This window comes from Streptomyces sp. XD-27 (genome assembly GCF_030553055.1).
Lineage (GTDB): Bacteria > Actinomycetota > Actinomycetes > Streptomycetales > Streptomycetaceae > Streptomyces.
In genome coordinates this window covers 743,063-760,873 of record NZ_CP130713.1, presented here as the reverse complement: position 1 = coordinate 760,873, position 17,811 = coordinate 743,063, and the positions used below count along the sequence as shown (strand labels likewise).

The 17,811-nt window shown below is 70.8% G+C and carries 10 protein-coding genes and 2 pseudogenes; 3 read left to right on the top strand and 9 right to left on the bottom strand.

The window, feature by feature from the left end; translation table 11 throughout:
* The 3 genes and pseudogenes from Q3Y56_RS03170 to Q3Y56_RS03160 all read right to left on the bottom strand — a co-directional run.
* Nucleotides 1-427: pseudogene (locus Q3Y56_RS03170) on the bottom strand (transposase); the annotation flags it as partial.
* 191 nt (nt 428-618) lie between these two features.
* A pseudogene (locus Q3Y56_RS03165) lies at nt 619-711 on the bottom strand (IS5/IS1182 family transposase); the annotation flags it as partial.
* 578 nt (nt 712-1,289) lie between these two features.
* Complete coding sequence (locus Q3Y56_RS03160; protein WP_304465457.1) at nt 1,290-1,991, bottom strand: 2-phosphosulfolactate phosphatase; 702 nt, start codon at nt 1,989-1,991, stop codon at nt 1,290-1,292.
* A gap of 628 nt (nt 1,992-2,619) precedes the next feature.
* Between Q3Y56_RS03160 and Q3Y56_RS03155 the strand changes: the two genes are divergently transcribed.
* The 3 genes from Q3Y56_RS03155 to Q3Y56_RS03145 all read left to right on the top strand — a co-directional run bounded on the left by Q3Y56_RS03155 (nt 2,620) and on the right by Q3Y56_RS03145 (nt 5,522).
* Nucleotides 2,620-2,865 carry a hypothetical protein gene (locus Q3Y56_RS03155; RefSeq protein WP_304460444.1) on the top strand — a complete coding sequence of 82 codons (246 nt, stop codon included), beginning with the start codon at nt 2,620-2,622 and terminating at the stop codon, nt 2,863-2,865.
* The gene (locus Q3Y56_RS03150; RefSeq protein ID WP_304460443.1) at nt 2,858-3,943 is read left to right on the top strand and encodes a two-component system response regulator; all 1,086 of its coding nucleotides are present in this window, start codon (nt 2,858-2,860) and stop codon (nt 3,941-3,943) included. The genes Q3Y56_RS03155 and Q3Y56_RS03150 overlap by 8 nt, the downstream gene beginning before the upstream one ends.
* A 295-nt stretch (nt 3,944-4,238) precedes the next feature.
* Entirely contained in the window at nt 4,239-5,522 is a 1,284-nt protein-coding gene (locus Q3Y56_RS03145; protein WP_304460442.1) for an NAD(P)/FAD-dependent oxidoreductase, read from the top strand.
* Between the two features lie 106 nt (nt 5,523-5,628).
* On the opposite strand, the gene Q3Y56_RS03140 is transcribed toward Q3Y56_RS03145, so the two are convergent.
* The 6 genes from Q3Y56_RS03140 to Q3Y56_RS03115 all read right to left on the bottom strand — a co-directional run bounded on the left by Q3Y56_RS03140 (nt 5,629) and on the right by Q3Y56_RS03115 (nt 17,801).
* Nucleotides 5,629-7,386, bottom strand: a complete 1,758-nt coding sequence (locus Q3Y56_RS03140; RefSeq protein ID WP_304460441.1) for an ABC transporter ATP-binding protein — start codon at nt 7,384-7,386, stop codon at nt 5,629-5,631.
* Nucleotides 7,383-9,230, bottom strand: a complete 1,848-nt coding sequence (locus Q3Y56_RS03135; RefSeq protein WP_304460440.1) for an ABC transporter ATP-binding protein — start codon at nt 9,228-9,230, stop codon at nt 7,383-7,385. Before Q3Y56_RS03135 ends, Q3Y56_RS03140 begins: the two co-directional genes overlap by 4 nt.
* Entirely contained in the window at nt 9,227-10,876 is a 1,650-nt protein-coding gene (locus tag Q3Y56_RS03130) for a (2,3-dihydroxybenzoyl)adenylate synthase (RefSeq protein WP_304460439.1), read from the bottom strand. The genes Q3Y56_RS03135 and Q3Y56_RS03130 overlap by 4 nt, the downstream gene beginning before the upstream one ends.
* Before the next feature lie 5 nt (nt 10,877-10,881).
* Nucleotides 10,882-12,192, bottom strand: a complete 1,311-nt coding sequence (locus Q3Y56_RS03125; RefSeq protein WP_304460438.1) for a salicylate synthase — start codon at nt 12,190-12,192, stop codon at nt 10,882-10,884.
* Nucleotides 12,193-12,276: 84 nt separating this feature from the next.
* The gene (locus Q3Y56_RS03120) at nt 12,277-14,325 is read right to left on the bottom strand and encodes a methyltransferase (protein WP_304465456.1); all 2,049 of its coding nucleotides are present in this window, start codon (nt 14,323-14,325) and stop codon (nt 12,277-12,279) included.
* Between the two features lie 260 nt (nt 14,326-14,585).
* Nucleotides 14,586-17,801, bottom strand: a complete 3,216-nt coding sequence (locus Q3Y56_RS03115) for an AMP-binding protein (RefSeq protein WP_304460437.1) — start codon at nt 17,799-17,801, stop codon at nt 14,586-14,588.
* Nucleotides 17,802-17,811: the final 10 nt, after the last annotated feature.

The window sequence follows — 17,811 nt, the reverse complement described above, 5'->3', positions numbered from 1 at the left end:
TCACTCCTCATGAGGTCTCCCCAAGACGGCCCGTTGTAGAGCGGTGAGTGCCTTCTCGCGGCGGACGGTTTTGCCCACGTCGTAGCGGGGTGCCCGGTGCCTGTTCCTCGCGCCGGGCGGCCGTCCGGGGCCGGGCCTGTGGGGTTTGGGTGCTCTGGCGGGACAGAGCATGGTCGCGCGGAGGTTCCGAAACGCCCGGCGGACGCGGGCCGGGGTCAGCTGCGCGGGGCCAGCCGGCTTCTCCCAGGGGTGCCGCAGGTCCTGGGCGAGGGGCCGGGCGAGTCGGAGCTGGGTGTGTGCTGGCGATGATCAGCCAGGTCCAGCGGTCGGCCGCTTCCGGGTCCCGCAGCTTGGGTCGTGTCCAGCCCAGAGTCTGCTTGAACAGGCGGAACGTGTGCTGCAGGTCAAAACGCCGGAGGAATGCCTGCTGCGGCGATCGGCGAGGACGTCTCGACTCCGGCGCGGGTGGAAACCACCCGCGGCCGCCTGAAGAAGCTGGCAGAAGAAGGTCACGTGACCGCGGACCCTGTCGGCTGGTTCGCCATCGCCGCAAGCAGCGCCACTAGGGCCTGTCTGACAAATCACCCGGCTGGTTCGCGGAGCCAGAGGATGAGTGCTGCGGGTGGCCACTGCCCGGAATTGCTTGAGGCGGTTGAAGCAGCGTTCGACGACGTTGCGGTGCTTGTAGGCCTCGGTGTCGAACGCGGGCGGCGTCCGCCGACGCGCGGCACGCATACGCCTTGTCGGCGATCAAGCGGTCTGGGCGGGTGCGGGGCCGACCGGCGCCCTCGCGGGGGACGCGGAGCCCCGGTCCGCAACCGCCACAGCACCCCGTTCACCACCTGCCGGTGATCCCCTCACGGCCGCCCCGGCCATCCACCTGCGGCAAGAGCGGAGCTATCCGCTCCCACGCCGCATCCGCCAACTCCCCACGACCCACCACGAGATCAATGATCGCGGTCTCCAACGTCGGGCTCGCATGCAGGGTCCGGCACGAACAGACTCAGCCGATAAGTGGTCGGCTGCACCAGCACCTCCCACCGTCCCGCGCCCACCGCGTCGCGAGCAGCAAGCTGCCGCCTCGCGACCTCTTGCTGCCGCTTCCTCTTCCGCTGTCCTGGCACCGGCCCAGAATCGCTGGCCGATGCCAGCACAGCAAGGCAAATAGCACCAGACACAATAGACCCGCCCAGTGATCATTTGTCAGACGGGCCCTAGACCCCAAGACCAATCTCAGTGCCAACGGCTGTACCGATGTTCCTCAAGGCCGAAGTAGACCTCACCGGCGATCAGACCGGGTCCTCGTCCGTCAGCGAAGGTATCGTGCGTGGACGCAGGACCATGAGCGAGCCTTCCAGGGTCGCCACCATGGCGAAGGGAAACCGGTCGACCTCAAGACAGAGCGCAACGTCATCAGGATGGACTCCTTGACGCACTCCCTCCGCCAGTTCGGTGGCGGCGCGCGACTCGGCAGCGCGGCGGAGGAACTCGGCAATATCCGCCCCGGCCTCGGTGACCCTCCGAGCGATGTATTGAGCACACGCCAGATCTTCATCGGCCTGTCCATCGTCGCCAGTGACCACGAACGTGACACTGTCACTCTTGCGTGTCCGCAAAAGCCGAGCCGTGGCCTCAGCCACCACGAAGCTGGCGCACAGCACCAGCGGCGCCTCCTTGACCGCAAGGGCGCCGACTGTCCCTGCCGTGGTTTTCTGCACAACGGTCCGTCCGCCAAGGTCAAGAGACCGCAGCAGGCCCGGCGAGTTGACGGTGTCGAACCCGGGCGCGGGCGGACCGTCTTTGAGCGCCACCCAATCCGGGTGGCGAGCCTTGAGCGCCAGAGCTTCGTCCAGCGACTCAGCAAGAACGATCTTTTCCGCCCCCTGGGCAAAGGCCCAGGCAGCCACAGTGAAAGCACGCATGACGTCGACTACGACCGCCACGGAGGGAGCCTCGACCAGCTCAGCGATGCCAAGAAAACGAGCGTCCATTCCGGTCATGATCGCGCACGCCCGACCCGAAGTACCCCGAGAGTGATACGCATCATATCGACGGTCTCGGAATGCAAACGCCTCCGGCTGCCTGCGTCACCAAAGCAGTCCGCAACCACACGCCTGCTCAATCACCACACGGGGTCACTCGCCCACGGTCTCTGCGGACACAAGGCGCAGCGCCCTGGCCCACGACATCGAGGGCGGCACCTCCACCCCGATGCTGCTGGCCCGCTCCCGCCGCCTCGGTCCGCTCCCTGGAGCGGTACGCCTGCCCAGCGGTGGGTGGTGGCGGCAGGGTGGCCGGGGCGCCTCGCGCTGCGTCGGCTGGGGCTCCGGTGGGCAACGCCTGCCGTCGGCTGGAACTGATAGGTGCCTGGTGTTGCCGGTGCGTTGCGGCGCAACATACCGGCAACGGTGCGCCGCCCTACCGCGCTGAACTGCGGAGGTGGGCGTTGCTGCGGCGGAGAGCCACCGCAGCAACGCAAGGCGCTCCCGGTCTTCTTCCTTGATCATGCAGTGCAACGGTCGCGCCACCGTCCATCCTGTGAGTTCCCCGTTCCGCAATCCGCCGGACCGGGCAGCAACTCCCGTCTGAAGGTGGCGGGTTGGATGGACGGAGTCACCGGTGGATCAGCCACTGCTGTCCCTGAGAACGACCTTGGTGTTCCTGCTCGCCTCGCTCGCCGGCGCGACGACGGGGATCCTGACCGCACTCGCGGGCGAAGGCGCCCCGCGCAGTGTGCTCGGGGGGCTGGCCGCCGCCGGGCTGGCGGTGCCGTTCTTCAATCACCTCATCGCGAGCGAACCCGACCAGGGACGGCAGCGCGGGCACGCGGGTGTCGGAGACAGGGAGGGGAACGGGCGTGGCTGAGCTGCGACCCCTGGGGGACGATCTGCCGCACGAGTCCCGGGCGCTCGCCCAGGCGCTGCGGGAGCTGTTCGAAGGGCTGCACGTGTCGGTGCGGCGGTACGCGGCCCGACGCCATCGCGATCCGGGGACGTTCTCTCGCTACCTGAACGGCACCCGGTTACCCCCGTGGCAGGTGATCATGGACCTGTTCACGGATCTGGCCGAGCACTGCGGAACCGCCGTCACCACCGAGGCCATCGAGTTCGTCCGCGGACTGTACGGATCGGCGGTCGACGCCAGCTCCTCCCCGAAGCACGCGGTGGAGCTCCTGGAACAGCAGCTGGCCGACGCCGACCGGGTCTCCCGGCGCTCCAGCGTGCGAGGCGACGTCCTGGGCGATGCCCTGCTGGACCGCACTCACCGCATCGCCGACCTGGAGGTACGCCTGAACCAGCTGGAGGCCGACCGGAAAGCGGAGCGCGAACGTGCGGACCAGCTGGCGGCGACCCATCCCGACACCTCCCAGCTGCTGGAGGAGCGCGATGCTCTTCAGCAGGAGGTGGCGCGGCTGGGCGCGGAGCTCCGCTCGGCGAAGGAGCAGCGTGCCGCAGCGGAGGCCCGGTGCGATCTGCTGGAGCGGCAGCTGGAAGCCGTCGAGCGCCCCGTGGCCGCACTGCCGACCGCGGTGCCCCAGAACATGCCGAAAATCCTTATCGTGGACGATCAGGTCGACAACCTGCTGGCCATGACGGCGGTGCTGGCGACGCTGGATCAGGAGCTCGTCACCGTCACCTCCGGCAGGGAGGCGCTCAAGGCGCTGCTCGACCACGACGACTTCGCGGTCATCATCATGGACGTGCAGATGCCGGAGATGGACGGGTACGAGACCGCCGCACACATCAAGCGCCGACCTCGGACCCGGGACGTCCCGATCATCTTCCTGACCGCGATGGGTGCCGATCCAGAGCACTCCGCCCGCGGGTACGCAGCCGGCGCGGTCGACTACATCAGCAAGCCCTTCGACCCATGGGCCATGCGCGCCAAAGTGGCCGTCTTCACCGCCATCCACCTCGAACGCCGCGCCGGAGGGATCTGTTGAAGACCCGTGATCCCGTCGCGTTCGGAACCCTCGCGCGCCTCCCAGGCGGAGGCCCCGACACCTGAGGGTGGCCCACGCCCCAGGCCGCCGGAGCCATCCGCCCGTAGGCCGGGGTGTGGGCGGGGCGTGGACGTGCGGACGTCAGGAAGTGGGCGTACGAGCACGGAGGAGGCCACCGCAGCCTGATCACCCATCACACGATCCACAACTCTTGACAAACGGTCATGTTCCTGACAGCAGTGGCACTGCACCACTCCCACGAACGGCACCACACCCAGAAGGAGGCGATCAGCGCATGACCACGCCTGAGAGCGCGGGATACGACTACGACGTCGTCATCAGCGGAGCCAGCCTCGCCGGCAGCGCCGCGGCGGTCCTGCTCGCTCGACGCGGTGTCCGCGTCGCACTGCTGGAACGCCGCTCGGACCCCGGAGCGTACAAGGTGCTGTGCACCCACTCCATCACGGCCAACGCCTACCCGGTGCTGGACGAACTCGGCCTCATCCCCGCTCTCGAGAAGGCGGGAGCCGTCCGCAACGACGCCCGCTGGTACACCCGCTGGGGATGGATCGAGCCGAGGGCTGCGCCTGCGGGCCCCGAGCTACCGTACGCGTACAACATTCGGCGCAGCACCCTCGACCCGTTGATCAGGTCCCATGCGGCGGAGACCCCTGGCGTCGATCTGCTCCTCGGCCACCATGTGACCGGGCTGGTCCGGGAAGCCGGGCGAACCGTGGGGGTGCGCGCGTCGACACCACGGGGCGAGCGCGAGATCCGGGCCCGCCTGGTGGTCGGCGCCGATGGCAAGGACTCGGCCGTAGCGAAGTTCGCCGGGGTGCCTGCTCGGAGTTACGAGAACGCGCGGTTCGGCTATCTCGCGCACTTCCGCAACCTTCCGCTGCACGGCGGGATCGGTCAGGCCTGGTTCCTCGAGCCCGACATGGCGTACGCGTTTCCGAACGACGACGGGGTCACGGTCATCGCGGTGCTCCCGGACAAGAAGCGGCTGCCGGCCTTCCGGGACGACCTGGAGGGCAGCTTCTTCGCATTCGTCCGCGCCCTACCCGAGGCACCGCCCATCGACTCCGCCGAGCGCATCACGAAGATCATCGGCACGGTCAACTACCCGCTTCACAGCCGCAAGCCGACCGCACCGGGCGTCGCGCTCATCGGCGACGCCGCCCTGACCGGCGACCCCCTGTGGGGAGTGGGATGCGGGTGGGCTCTGCAGTCCGCGCAATGGTTGGCAGAGGCGGTCGCCTCGGCCGCAACCGGTCGGGGCGACCTCGACAGGTCGCTCGTGGTGTACGCACGCAGACACCGGCGCCGGCTGCGAGGTCACCAGTACCTGGCCGCCGACTACGCCAAGGCCCGTCCGTTCAATCCCTTGGAACGGCTGATGTTCTCGGCGGCAGCGCGCGATGAATCGGTGGCGCGGCACATGCATCTGTTTGCATCCCGCCTGATCGATCCGCTGCGATTCTTGAACCCCGTGGCGCTGGCCAAGGCTTCGGTCGTCAACATCAGGCATCGCGGGGCGGCTGTGCCACCCGCGCACCTGTCACGCACAGGGTCATGACCGGCTCCCGTCCCACCACTCCGCTCGCTCTCGGCAGCTTCCGCAGAACGCCGCGACCGCGCAGGCACCCGCGAACTCGGCTCGCCACCAGCAGCCAGCCCGCACCCTACTGTTTGTGGTGCAGTGGCAGGTGCCAGTCGCGTGCCGCCAGTTGGGCCGACCACATGCGTGCGTACCGGCCCCCGGCATCTGCGAGCAGCTCGGTGTGGGTGCCGCGCTGGGTGATGCGGCCTCCGTCGACCACCAGGATCTGGTCCGCGCCGACGACCGTGGAGAGCCGGTGGGCGATGACCACCACCGTCTTGCCGGCCACCAGCTTGTCGATGGCTTGTTGGACCACCACCTCCGATTCGGTGTCCAGGGCGGCGGTCGGCTCGTCGAGGAGGACCACGGGCGCGTCCTTGAGGATGGCGCGGGCGATCGAGATGCGCTGGCGTTCGCCGCCGGAGAGTGCCGAGCCGATCTCACCGACCCGCGTGTCGTACCGCTTCGGGAGCCGGTCGACGAAGTCGTGGACGTTGGCCGCGCGGGCGGCGGCCTCGATCTCGGCTTCGGTGGCGTCCGGCCGGGCGAGCGCGATGTTGGCGCGGATGGTGTCGTCGAAGAGGTAGACGTCCTGGAAGACGATGGAGATGTGGCGCAGCAGGTCGTCCGGGTCCAGCGTGCTCACATCCAGCCCGCCCAGGCGTATGACGCCGCTCTGAGGATCGGCGAACCGGGCCATCAGCTTGGTGATGGTCGTCTTGCCGGAGCCGGATGGCCCCACCAGGGCGGTGAGGCTGCGCTCGGGGACCGCGAAGTCCACCCCCTCCAGGGTCGTTTCGCTCTGCCCCGCGTAGGTGAAGTCGACCGACTCGAAGCGGATGTCGAAGTTCCGGGGTTCCGTGCTGCCGGGTGCGACCGGCAGCGGTCGCACCTGGAGTACGTCGCCGACCCGGCTCAGCGCCGCCTCGGACAGCTCGAACAGCTTGGTCATCGTCGCGGCCAGGCTCAGGGGCTCGGCGAAACGGGCGGCGGTGACCACCACGGCGACCAGCGTCGCCACGGACAGCCGCGCGTCCAGGACCAGCCCCGCACCGACCGCGGCCAATGCCACCACCGCCAACTGCACCACCAATTGGGCGCACGCGACCGGCATGGCCGCCGAGCGGTTGGCTGCCGCCTGCGCGCCGTGCTGGTGCGTCAGGACCGGCATCAGGCGCGGGGAGTCGGCCCCGGCCTGCCCGGTGGCCTTCAGGACGGGTAGACCCTGCACGTACTCCACGATGCGGTCGGAGGCCGCGGCGTCCGCCTCGTTGACCTGGCGGAAACCCGCGTTGGAACGCTTCTGCACCTGACGTACGAACGGCAGCGCCGCCAGCGTGGCCACGACCAGCACCAGCCCGAGCCGCCAGTTCAGAGCCACCACGACCACCCCGAGTACTGCCGGGACGGTCACCAACTGCACGAACAGCGTCGACAGCGCGGAGATGGCGGTCGCCGCCATGGTGGCGTTGGCTCCCACAACCGACGTGAGGTCGCCCGCGGCCCGCCGGGCGAGTTCCTGCTGGGGCATGGACCGCAGCGTTCTCCCGAGCCGCAGCCTCGTCGCCTGAGTGACCAGATGCCAGTGGTCGTACGTGAACGCCGCCTCGCGGACCCGCAATATCCCCTCGACGGTCACCAGCGCGGCCAGCACTCCGATCCACAGCCAGGCCCTGCCCGTGCGCACTGGATCGTGGGCGAGCGCGGCGAGCAGCGGGATGAACGCGGCGTAGGCGGCGGCCTGCACGAACGCCGCCGCGACCGAGATCCGCAGTGTGGTCGTGAACTGCGGAGCGTACGGTCCCGCCGCCGTGAGCATCAGGCGCAGGATGCGCTTCATCGGGTCTCCTCCTTGCCGACTGCACTGCCTGCGCGGCCGGTGCCGGTGAGGCCCCAGCGCGCGGCTTCTTCGTGACGTGCCCACAGCCGCGCGTATCGGCCGCCCGCCGTGACCAGGTCACCGTGCCGTCCCCGTTCGACGATCCGGCCGCCGTCGAGCACCACGATCTGGTCGACGTCGGTGATCGTGGCGAGCCGGTGGGCGATGACGAGCACGGTCCGGCCCCGGGTGAGCCGGGCGACGGCCTCCTGGATCGCGGCCTCGCTCTCCGGATCGGTGAACGCCGTCGCCTCGTCCAGGATCACGACCGGCGCCTGGGAGAGGATCGCCCTGGCGATCGTGACGCGCTGCCGCTGCCCGCCCGAGAGCAGAGACCCGCGTTCGCCGACCTGGCTGTCGTACCCGTCGGGCAGCTCGTTCACGATGAACTCGTGCGCCGCCGCGGCCCCGGCCGCGGCCCGCACCTCCTCGTCGGTCGCGTCGGGCCGCGCCAGCCGGATGTTCTCCGCGACCGTGCCCGCCACCAGGAACGGATCCTGGAACACCAGCGCCATTTGCCGCAGCAGCACCTCGCTGCGCATGTCGCGGACGTCCACACCGCCGATGCGCACCGACCCCGACTCGACGTCGTAGAAGCGCGGGATCAGCCGGGCCACCGTCGACTTGCCGGACCCGGAAGGACCGACCAGCGCGCACACCGTGCCCGCCGGGATGTCCAGGTCGATACCGTCCAGTACCGGCTCACCCCGCTCGGCCGAGTAGCGGAATCGGACGCCCTCGAAGGTGATGGCGGAGCCCTGCGGCTCGCGGGGGTTCTCCGGTTCCGGCAGGGGCGGCATCCGGAGCAGCTCGATGATCCGCACCGCGCCGGCCTTGGAGTCGTTGATGTAGTTGGCCAGGTGCATCAGCGGCCCGGCCGACTCGATCGGCATCGCGCCGATCATCAGGCCGAGCAGCAGATCGGTGACCGTGATCCAGCCTGCCGCCAGCATCGGCACCCCGGTCGCCGCGATGATCAGGAGTGTCGGCAGCGGCACGATGAACAGGCGGTTCATCAGTCCGGCGGAGCGCGTTGTCGCCGTCCATGCCGCGACGGCGTCGGTGAAGTCGCGAACGGAGTCGGCGAAGCGCCGGAACGAGCCCTTTCCGTCGTCGAAGGTCCGGACCACCGGCATGCCCTGGACGAACTCGACCACCGCCGCGTTGACGTTCTCGTTGGCGTCGTTGTAGCGCGCCCGCTGTACGGCATGGTCGCGGGTCATCAGGGACAGGCACACCATCGCGATCGGCACGATGAGCAGTGCGGCGATCAGCAACCGCCACTGCACCACGCCCAGGGCCACCGCGGCGGCCAGTGGCTGCGCGATCCCCGAGCCGACGAAGGGCAGCGCGTCGGCGACCACGTTGTGCAGGGACTTCACATCGTCCTGCATCACCTTCTTGATCCGGCCGGCGCCCAGCCGCTGCACCTCGCCCAGAGGCATTCGTGCCAGGGCATCCGCCAGCGTGCGCCGCAGCACCACCTCCAGTTCGAAACTCGCCTCGTGGGCCAGGTGCTCGGCCAGCCACTTGGCGGCGAATCCGATGACGAGTCCGCCCAGCGCGCCGCACGCCCACCAGGCGACGGAGGCTCCCGACGGCTGGTCGTCCAGCAGCACACCGACCGCGAACGCCGCACAGACGAAGCCGACCACCGCGCCGATACCGCCGAGGACACCGAAGAGCGCCGCGAGCAGCAGCCGAGCGCGTACTGCGGGGGCCAGCTCCACCAACTCCCGTACGGCTCCCAGGCCGCTTTGGGCAGGAGGCACCGTGCCCGCCACGGCCGTGTCGGTAGGGGTCATTTCTCGGCTCCGTACGTCTCGTCCGCTCCGGGCGCGTCGGCCGGAGCGACCTGCGCGGCGAGCGCCCGCTTGTCGACCTTCCCGAGTCCGGTGCGGGGGAAGGACATCAGCACCCGTAGCTCGTCGGGCAGCTTGAAGGCCGCGAGCCCCAGCGCGGTGAGGTGGGTGTTCAGCTCGGCACGCGTGGGCGGGCTGCCGTGGGCGATGACGCACGCGCAACTGCGCTCTCCCAGCAGGGCATCAGGGAAACCGACCACGGCGACATCGTGGACGGCGGGGTGGCTCAGCAGGTGGTTTTCGAGCTCCTCCACCGGGACCTTCTCACCGCCCCGGTTGATGACGTCCTTGACGCGGCCCTCCACCACGAGGTGTCCGCTGGGCAGTCGCCGTACGAGGTCGCCGCTGCGGTAGAAGCCGTCGGGGGTGAACGCGATGCGGTTGTGCGCGGCCGCCCGGTAGTAGCCGCGCAGCGTGTACGGCCCGCGTACCAGCAGCTCGCCCACCTCACCGGGAGGGACCTCGCGGTCGTCCGCGTCGACGATCCGTATCTCGTCGTCCTCGGCGAGCGGGCGGCCCTGCGTGTCGAGAACAAGGGGGTCCGGGTCGTCGAGCCGTGTGAAGTTGAGGAGGCCCTCGGCCATGCCGAACACCTGCTGGAGACCGCACGCCAGGGTGGGGCCGACACGCTTCGCAGCCTCGGCCTTGAGCCGGGAACCGCCGACCTGGAGCAGCCGCAGGCTGCTGAGGTCCGCCTCGTTCCACTCAGCGGCTTCCAGCCACAGCAGGACCAGCGGCGGAACCAGCGCGGTGACGGTGATCCGCTCTCGCTCGATGAGGCGGAAAGCGTCGTCGGGACTCGGAGTGGGGGACAGGACGACGGTGCCGCCGGCATGCAGGGTGCCGAGCACACCGGGACAGGCCAGCGGGAAGTTGTGCGCGACCGGCAGTGCCGCCAGGTAGCGCGTGGTGGCGTCGAGTCCGGTCACCTCCGCACTCGCGACGGCGTTGTAGACGTAGTCGTCGTGCGTCCTCGGGATCAGTTTGGGGACACCGGTGGTGCCGCCGGAGAGCAGCAGTAGCGCCACCTCCGACGGATCGGGCTCCGGGAGCGGCCGATCCCCGGCATCAGCATCAGCAGCGAGGGACGTCAGAGCGGTGAACTCCTCAGGCTCTCCGGCCACGAGCACGTGGCGCAGGCTCGGCACCTGTGTACGCACCGCACGGGCCAGCACCCGGTAGTCGAAACCCAGGTGAGAGTCCGGAACGACGTATGCCACGGCCTCCGACAGCCGTGCCAAGTGCACGATCTCGGTCTCTCGGTGAGCGGGAAGGGCGAAGACGGGCACCGCGCCGATCCGGAACAACGCGAAGGAGAGCGACAGGAATTCGGCCAGGTTCGGCAGGTGCACCAGCACCCGGTCACGCGGTGCGATCCCCTTACGCCGCAGCCCCGCGGCCAGCCGGTCGGCCCTCACGTCGAGCTCGCGGTAGCTCCATCTGTGCTCGCCGTCCACGACCGCGACGGCGTCCGGAGTCTCACCGGCACGCTCGCGCAGCAGGGAGCCGAGCGTCCTGCCCCGCCAGTAGCCGCGCTCGCGGTAGCGCGCCGCGAACTCCTCCGGCCAGCCCACGCATCCGTCCAGCATGGGGATCAACCTTCCTTCGGCACCAGGTACGGCGCCACGCTCATGAGCTTTTCGCAGGTCTCCTCGTACTCCCGGTCGGGACGGGAGGCCGACACCACGCCCGCGCCCGCGCGCAACCAGGCCCGCCCGTCCCGCTGGTAGACCGCGCGCAGGACCAGCGCCGCGTCCAGCGAGCCGTCGGAACCGGCCATGAGCACGGTGCCCGCGTACAGGCCGCGCGGCTCCTCCTCCAGCTCCTCGATCAGCCGGTACGCCGCGGACTTGGGAATGCCGGACGCGGTCACCGGCGGGAACACCGCCTCCAGCGCGTCCCACGCCGTGTGCCCGTCGGCCAGTGTCGTGGCGACGCGCGAGGCCAGATGCTGCACGCTGCCGCGCGGCTTGATGCTGAGGAACTCGCTGACCCGGACGGCCTCGGAGCCGCCGCCCACCGTCGCCATCTCGTCGCAGGCGAGCTTGACCGAGGTCGCGTGCTCGTAGATCTCCTTGGGGTCGGAGAGCAGCTCCGCACGCAGCGCCTGGTCCGTGGCCGTGTCGCCGGTGAGCGCCCGGGTGCCCGCCAGCGGTTGCGTCGACGCCGTCCCGGCCGCGTCGACCTCGACCACGGTCTCCGGGCTGAATCCGGCCGCCTGCCAGCCGCCGAGGTCGAGCAGGAACGAGCGGGCCGGGGTGTTGTGCGCGCGGCCCAGTGCGTAGGTGGCGGGCATGTCGACGGCGAACGGGACGGGCACGCTGCGGGACAGGATGACCTTCCGCAGCCGGTGCCCGCCGATCTCCGCGACGGCGTGCGCCACGCCATCGCGGTACGTCCCGGCCCCGGCGGCACGGACGTCGACGGGTACGGCCTCGCGGGTCGGTTTGGCGTGGGGTTCGGCCAGCACCTTCTCCACGGACCGGGGCATTTCCTCGTCGAGGCTGCGGATCAGCACTCCATCCCGCGTCACCTGTACCTCCGTACGAGGAATCATCAGGTGCGCGAGCGTGTCCGCCGCTGTGTGCTCCGGGCGGCTGGCGAGCTCGAACGCCACCCAGCCGTAGGCGTTCCAGCCGGAGACCGGTGCCGCGGCGAGGGCGGACCGCACCCGTTCCCACGGCGTGCCCGACCACGGTTCGCTCGCGTCGAAGCCGCCGAAGGTGCTGGTCACCCACCGCGCGTCGACGCGGATGTGGCCCAGAGGATCACCGGCGACGTACCAGCGCTGCCCGCGCTCGTACACCACGTAATCCGTGAGCAGGCCGGACGCGGTCAGCTGAGTGACGACGGAGAGGGGGTCGAAGGGGCCTTGGATGAGGGCCTGGCGATAACAGTGCTTCACACGAACTCCTTGGGGAATGAGGGCCCGGCCCGCCGCAGGACGGGTGCGGCGGGACCGGGGCAGGCTCAGCGCGGCGGTGCGAGCTCAGCGCGGCGGGGCGGGCGTCCTGAGTGGCAGGGCGATGTGCTCGGCGACGTCGCGGGCGTTGGGCTCCTCGATGCAGCTGAAGTGGTTGCCCTCGATACCGGTCACCTGGAGGTCGCCGACGCAGACCTCGCGCCAGAAGCCGAGCGTGGTGTCGTCCATGCCGGGCGCGAAGCCGGACGCCCCGCTCGGCAGCAGGAAGCGGACGTCGCCCACGTACGGATCCGGGGTGAAGCGCGCAGCCAGGAAGCTCTGCCGGAAGACCCGGAAGAGCCCGAGCGCCATCTCCGCCGGCATCTCCTGGCCGGTGGCCTCGGCCGCCGCGTGCGCGTACCTGGCGAACCGCTCCTCGCGGGTGTGCGCGCCCAGGCGCCGGAAGAAGTCCCCGGCCCGGTCCAGTTCGGGGCTTCCGCCCACCTCTGCGAGGGCCCCGGCGGGCACCCGGCCGCCATGGCGCTGGATGCACTGCATGAACCCTTGGACCAGGGTGTCGCCGTCGATGTCGCCGAACCCGGCCTGCGCCAGGGAGATGTGCAGGTTGGGGATGAACAGGGTCTCGATCATCAGGTCGTCCTCGACGTCGAAGACGACCGGATGGCTGCTCACCAGGATCAGGTCCTCGACCCGCACGCCGCGCTCGTCCAGCCGCCGGGCCACCTCGGTCGCGTACAGGCCGCCCAGGCAGTAGCCGATGAGCTGGACGCGGGTGTGCCCCTCGGCCAGCAGGCGCGCCGCATAGTCGTCGGCCGCCCGCTCGATCACCTCGGCCGGGTCCAGCGCGCAGTACCGCGCGGTGTCGTCCACGACGATGCCGAGCACCGGACCGAGCTCCTGCGCCACGAGTTCCTTCGCCAGGGGCCGGAAGCAGTCCATCGTGCCCAGTCCGGCATGGAAGATCACCCGTAGCGGACCGTCGCCGCCGGAGCTGAACGGGACGAGGACGGCGTTGCTGCCGTCGCTGCGGCGACCACCGGGACCGGTGCCGGACTCGTCCGACTGCTGCCGGGCCCGCAGGAAGCGCGCCAGTGCCTCGACCGTCGGCTGGTTGAGCATCTGCCGCAGCAGCGCGTCGAAGGGGACGTGCGCCGCCTCGGGCAACTCCTCGCGCAGGCGGCCGGCCATCCGCGCCGTGATCAGGGAGTCCGCGCCCAGGTCGTAGAAGCTCTGCGAGCGGCCTATCGATCCGATGGCCAGGGCCGCCGACCAGAGGGCGGCGAGCTTCGCCTCCAGCGCGTCGGCGGGAGCGTCGGAGGTCTCGGCGCGTTCGGTCGCGACCGGCGCGGGCCGCCAGCCGCGCAGGGTACGCCGGTCCACCTTGCCGTTGCCGGTGAGCGGAAGCGCGTCGACGACCTGGAGGTGCGACGGCAGCATGTGCGCGGGCAGCCGCTCGGCCAGGAACCGCGACAACTCCTGCTCCGTCACCGGCGTCCGGTCGGTCTTCATCCGCGCGGCGAACAGGTGCACGCCGTGCGGGGCGAGGCTGTGGTCGTCACCGGGCAGGCACAGCACCTCCTCGGCGCCCGCCTTCGCCAGCAGGCCGAGCCACTGGTCGCGGTCGAGGTAGGAGGGCCCGCCGTCCCGGTGGGCATCCCCGGGCTCGGTCATCATGAACGCCTGCGAGGCCAGGATCCACGGGTGCTCCCGGGTCGGTTCGGTGAGCACCAGCCAGCCGCCGGGTGCGACGAGGTCGGTGAGCCGGGCCAGTGCGGCCTCGATGTCGCGGGCGTTCTCCAGCACACCGGCGGCCAGCACCACGTCGTATGCGTTCGGCGCGAGACCCTGCCCGCGGTGGTCGGCGTCGACGTCGAAGACCCCGAACCTGACCCACGGATGGCTGCCGAACCGCGACCGTGCCTCGGGCAGGAAGAACGGTGAGACATCCGTGAACAGATAGTCCGCGTCGACGCCCGTGAGCGCCTCCAGGACGCCCTCGGTGGTGCCACCCGTTCCCGCGCCCGCCTCCAGCACGCGCAGTGGCCGGTCGCCCGGATGCTCCTCGGCCACCTGGCGCAGGAGCGTGCTCACGGCGCGGTTGAGGTATCGAGCCATGGCGTTCTCGCGGTAGAGCGCGTGGGCCACCTCGAAGCGGCCCTCGGGGAAGAGGAGGGCGACGGGGTCCTGCTCTCCGGTGAGGAGGTCCGGCAGCCGCTCGGCGTTGGCCCGCAGGTAGGCCAGGAACGCGGGGGAGCCGAGCTCCTCGCTCCAGGCCGCCCCGGCGTCCGCCCACAGCCGCGCCACCGTCTCGTCGTCGACCAGGCATCGGGAGGCCAGCCGTCCGGCGCCGTCGGCGTCAAGGAAGCCCGCTTCTGTCAGCACCGCCAGCCAGCGCCGCACCAGCCAGTGATGGCGGGAGGCGATTCCACCGCGCGCCAGGACCTCGTCGACCGTGTGTGCGGCGCCGGGCCCCCCGAACAGGCCCAGTGCGCCCAGCGCGTGGGCCATCGAGGACAGGACGGCCTCGTCCAGGCGCGCGGCGTAGGTCTCCACCGCGCCCCGCTCCAGCCGTCCGGCGGCCTGATCGGCCGACGCGCCGACCAGCGGCGCCAGGTCCGGCGCGAGGGCGCCGACCGGCTCCGCCGACCGCGCGGTCTCGACGACGCCGAGGAGACCGCGCTCGGCCCCCGAGCCGTCGAGCACGACGCCCGCGGCCGCGACCGCGGGATGGTCCAGGAGCGCCGCCTCGATCTCCCCGAGTTCGATCCGGTGCCCGCGGACCTTGACCTGGGTGTCCTCCCGGCCCAGGAACTCGATCTCACCGCCCGGGAGGTAGCGGCCGACATCACCGGTGCGGTAGAGCCGCTGTCCGTCGCGGGGTGGGTGACGAACCGGTACGCGGTCGTCTCCGCGTCGCCCCAGTACCCCTGGGCCAGGCCGTCACCCGAGATGTACAGCTCTCCGGGCGCCCACACCGGACGGTCCCGCAGCTGTTCGTCCAGCACCCGGAAGCCCTGGTTGGCCAGCGGGCGCCCATACGGAACGCTGCGTCGGGCCGGTTCGAGCGCGCGGCAGGGATGGTGGATGGACCAGATCGACGCCTCGGTGGCGCCGCCGAGCGCGATCACCTCAAGACCCGGTATGCGATCGGTGATCTCGCCGGGCAGGGTGACCGGTATCCAGTCACCGGACAGCAGGGCCAGGCGCAGCGTGGAGACATCGGCGCCGGGCTCGGACTCCAGGTAGGCGGCCAGCATCTGCATCATGGCGGGCACCGAGTTCCACAGGGTGACGCCGTGGTCGGCGATCAGCCCGGCCCAGTGCGAGGGATCCGCCCGGCGCTCGGCGTCGGGGAGGACGAGGGCGCCGCCCACCGACAGCGGGCCGAAGATGTCGTACACCGACAGGTCGAATCCGAGGTTGGCCAGCCCCAGGACGCGGTCCTCGGCGGTGACCTCGAAGCGGCGGTTGATGTCGGCGACCGTGTTGCCCGCCGCGCGGTGGCTGATCACCACGCCCTTGGGCCGCCCGGTGGAGCCCGAGGTGTAGATGACGTAGGCCGGGGCGTCCGGGTCGCCGTCGGTGGGCGGGACGGCCCAGGGCAGCGCCGGGAGCCGGTCCACGGCGGTCACCCGCGTGCCGTCGGGCCAGTCGGCGCCGGCCTGCACCCAGGACTGGGTCAGCACGTGCCGGACCCCGGCGTCGGCCAGGATCGCGGCGCGGCGCAGCGGCGGCTGGACGGTGTCCACGGGCAGATAGACGGCCCCGGCGAGCAGGGCGCCGAGCACCGCGGCCACCTGCTCAGCGCCCTTGTCCATGACGATCGCGACCCGGTCGCCCGCCGCGCAGCCGCCTTCGCGCAGCGCCTGGGCCACGGCCGCGGCGCGCCCCGCGAGTTCTCCGTACGACACCGTCCCCCGCGGGCCGATCACCGCCGGGCGGTCCGGGGTGAGCGCCGCCCGGGCGAGGACGTCGTGGTGCAGCAGACCGTCGGGCAGCGGGGCGGCGGTGTCGTTGGCGCGGCGGCGCTCCTCGGCCTGCCAGTCCGGTAGCGGTACCGCCGCCCCGGCATCCGCATCCCACCGTTCGTCCTCCGCGGCGAGCGCGCGCAGCAGCGTCTCGAAGGCGTCGAACATGTCGTCCACGACCCGGTCCGGGAAGACCCCTTCCCGCACGTCCCAGTTGACCTGGAGGCCCTCGGCGTCGTCCATGGCCTGGCAGTCGATGAACACCTGCGGTGTCTGGGTGATGCCGAACCCGTCCAGCCGCCCGGTCGCCCGCTCGCCCGCATCAGGCTCGCCCAGCCCGATCGCGCTGGTGAACACCACCGGCATCAAGGCGGCCTCGCGCCCGCGGCGGCGGGCGAGTTCGCGCATCACTTCGACGCCGGAGCACAGCCGGTGGTCGAGGTCGTCGAAGAGCTGTCCGCTGAGGCTCGCGGCGCGTTCGGTGAAGGACCGGCCCGCGCTCCAGTCGACGGCGAGGAGATTGACGGAGGTGAAGTCGCCGACCATCCGGTTCACCTGCGGATGCAGGGGCAGGCGGTTGAGAACGGTGAGGTTCAGCGAGAAGCGCGGGGTGCGGCTCCAGCGTTCGACGATCGCGGCGTACGCGGACAGCACCACCGAGGACGGGGTCAGCCCACGCCGCTGGGCGCGCTGCTTGAGCTGTTCCCACGCCGGGGTGTCCAGCTTGAGGAAGCGCCGCCGGAACCGCGGTGTCTCCGCGGTGCTCGCGGCATCCGCCGGGCGCTCGGCCGGCGGCAGCTCGGGGGCCGCCGGAAGCTCGTCCAGGCGGGCCCACCAGTAGTCCTTGTCCCGCTGGTAGCCGCTGGTCTCACGCAGCTGCCGCTCGGCCAGCAGATAGTCGCGGAACTGGAGGTCGACGGGTGGCAGCTGGTGTGCCGGATCGGCGTGCAGCGCCTCGAACTCGGCCAGCAGCAGCCAGATGCTCGCCCAGTCGGCGATCAGGAAGTCCATGGACAGATGCAGGACGGCCCGCTCGTCCAGACGCGTGACACGCAGCTCGAACAGCGGCCAGTGCTCGGTCGCGTACACCCGGTGGCCCAGCTCGGTACGCGTCGACTCCAGGGCGGACCGGACCTGTTCCGCGCCCGCCTCGCGCAGGTCGGTCGCGGGCACGGACAGGCGCGGCACCGTGGGGAGGACGCGCTGGTAGCCGTCGGCCTCGACGACCGCCCGGAGCATGTCATGGCGTTTGACGAGGGTGTTCCACGCCGCTTCGACCCGCTTCGGTTCCAGGTCGGGGTAGTTCACCTCAAGGTAGACGTGGCAGGCGACGCCGCCGAAGCCGAACACGTCGTTGCGGCCCAGCAGATAGGCCGCCTGTATGTCGGTGAGCGGAAAGGGTTCGTGCCGTGCGGCCTCGTCCGGAGCGATGGCCGCCGGGCCGCTGTCGGCGCGCAGCCGCTCCACGACGGCGGCTTTGTGGGCGCGCAGAGCCTGGAGCCGTTCGCCGGTCAGGACTCCCTTCGGGGCGCGGTAGCGCAGCTGTCCTGCTTCTTCCCAGAGTTGCACTCCCGCGCCGCGCAGTTCGGCTATCAGGTCGACGATGGTCGTTTCGTTGGTCATCAGGTCTCTC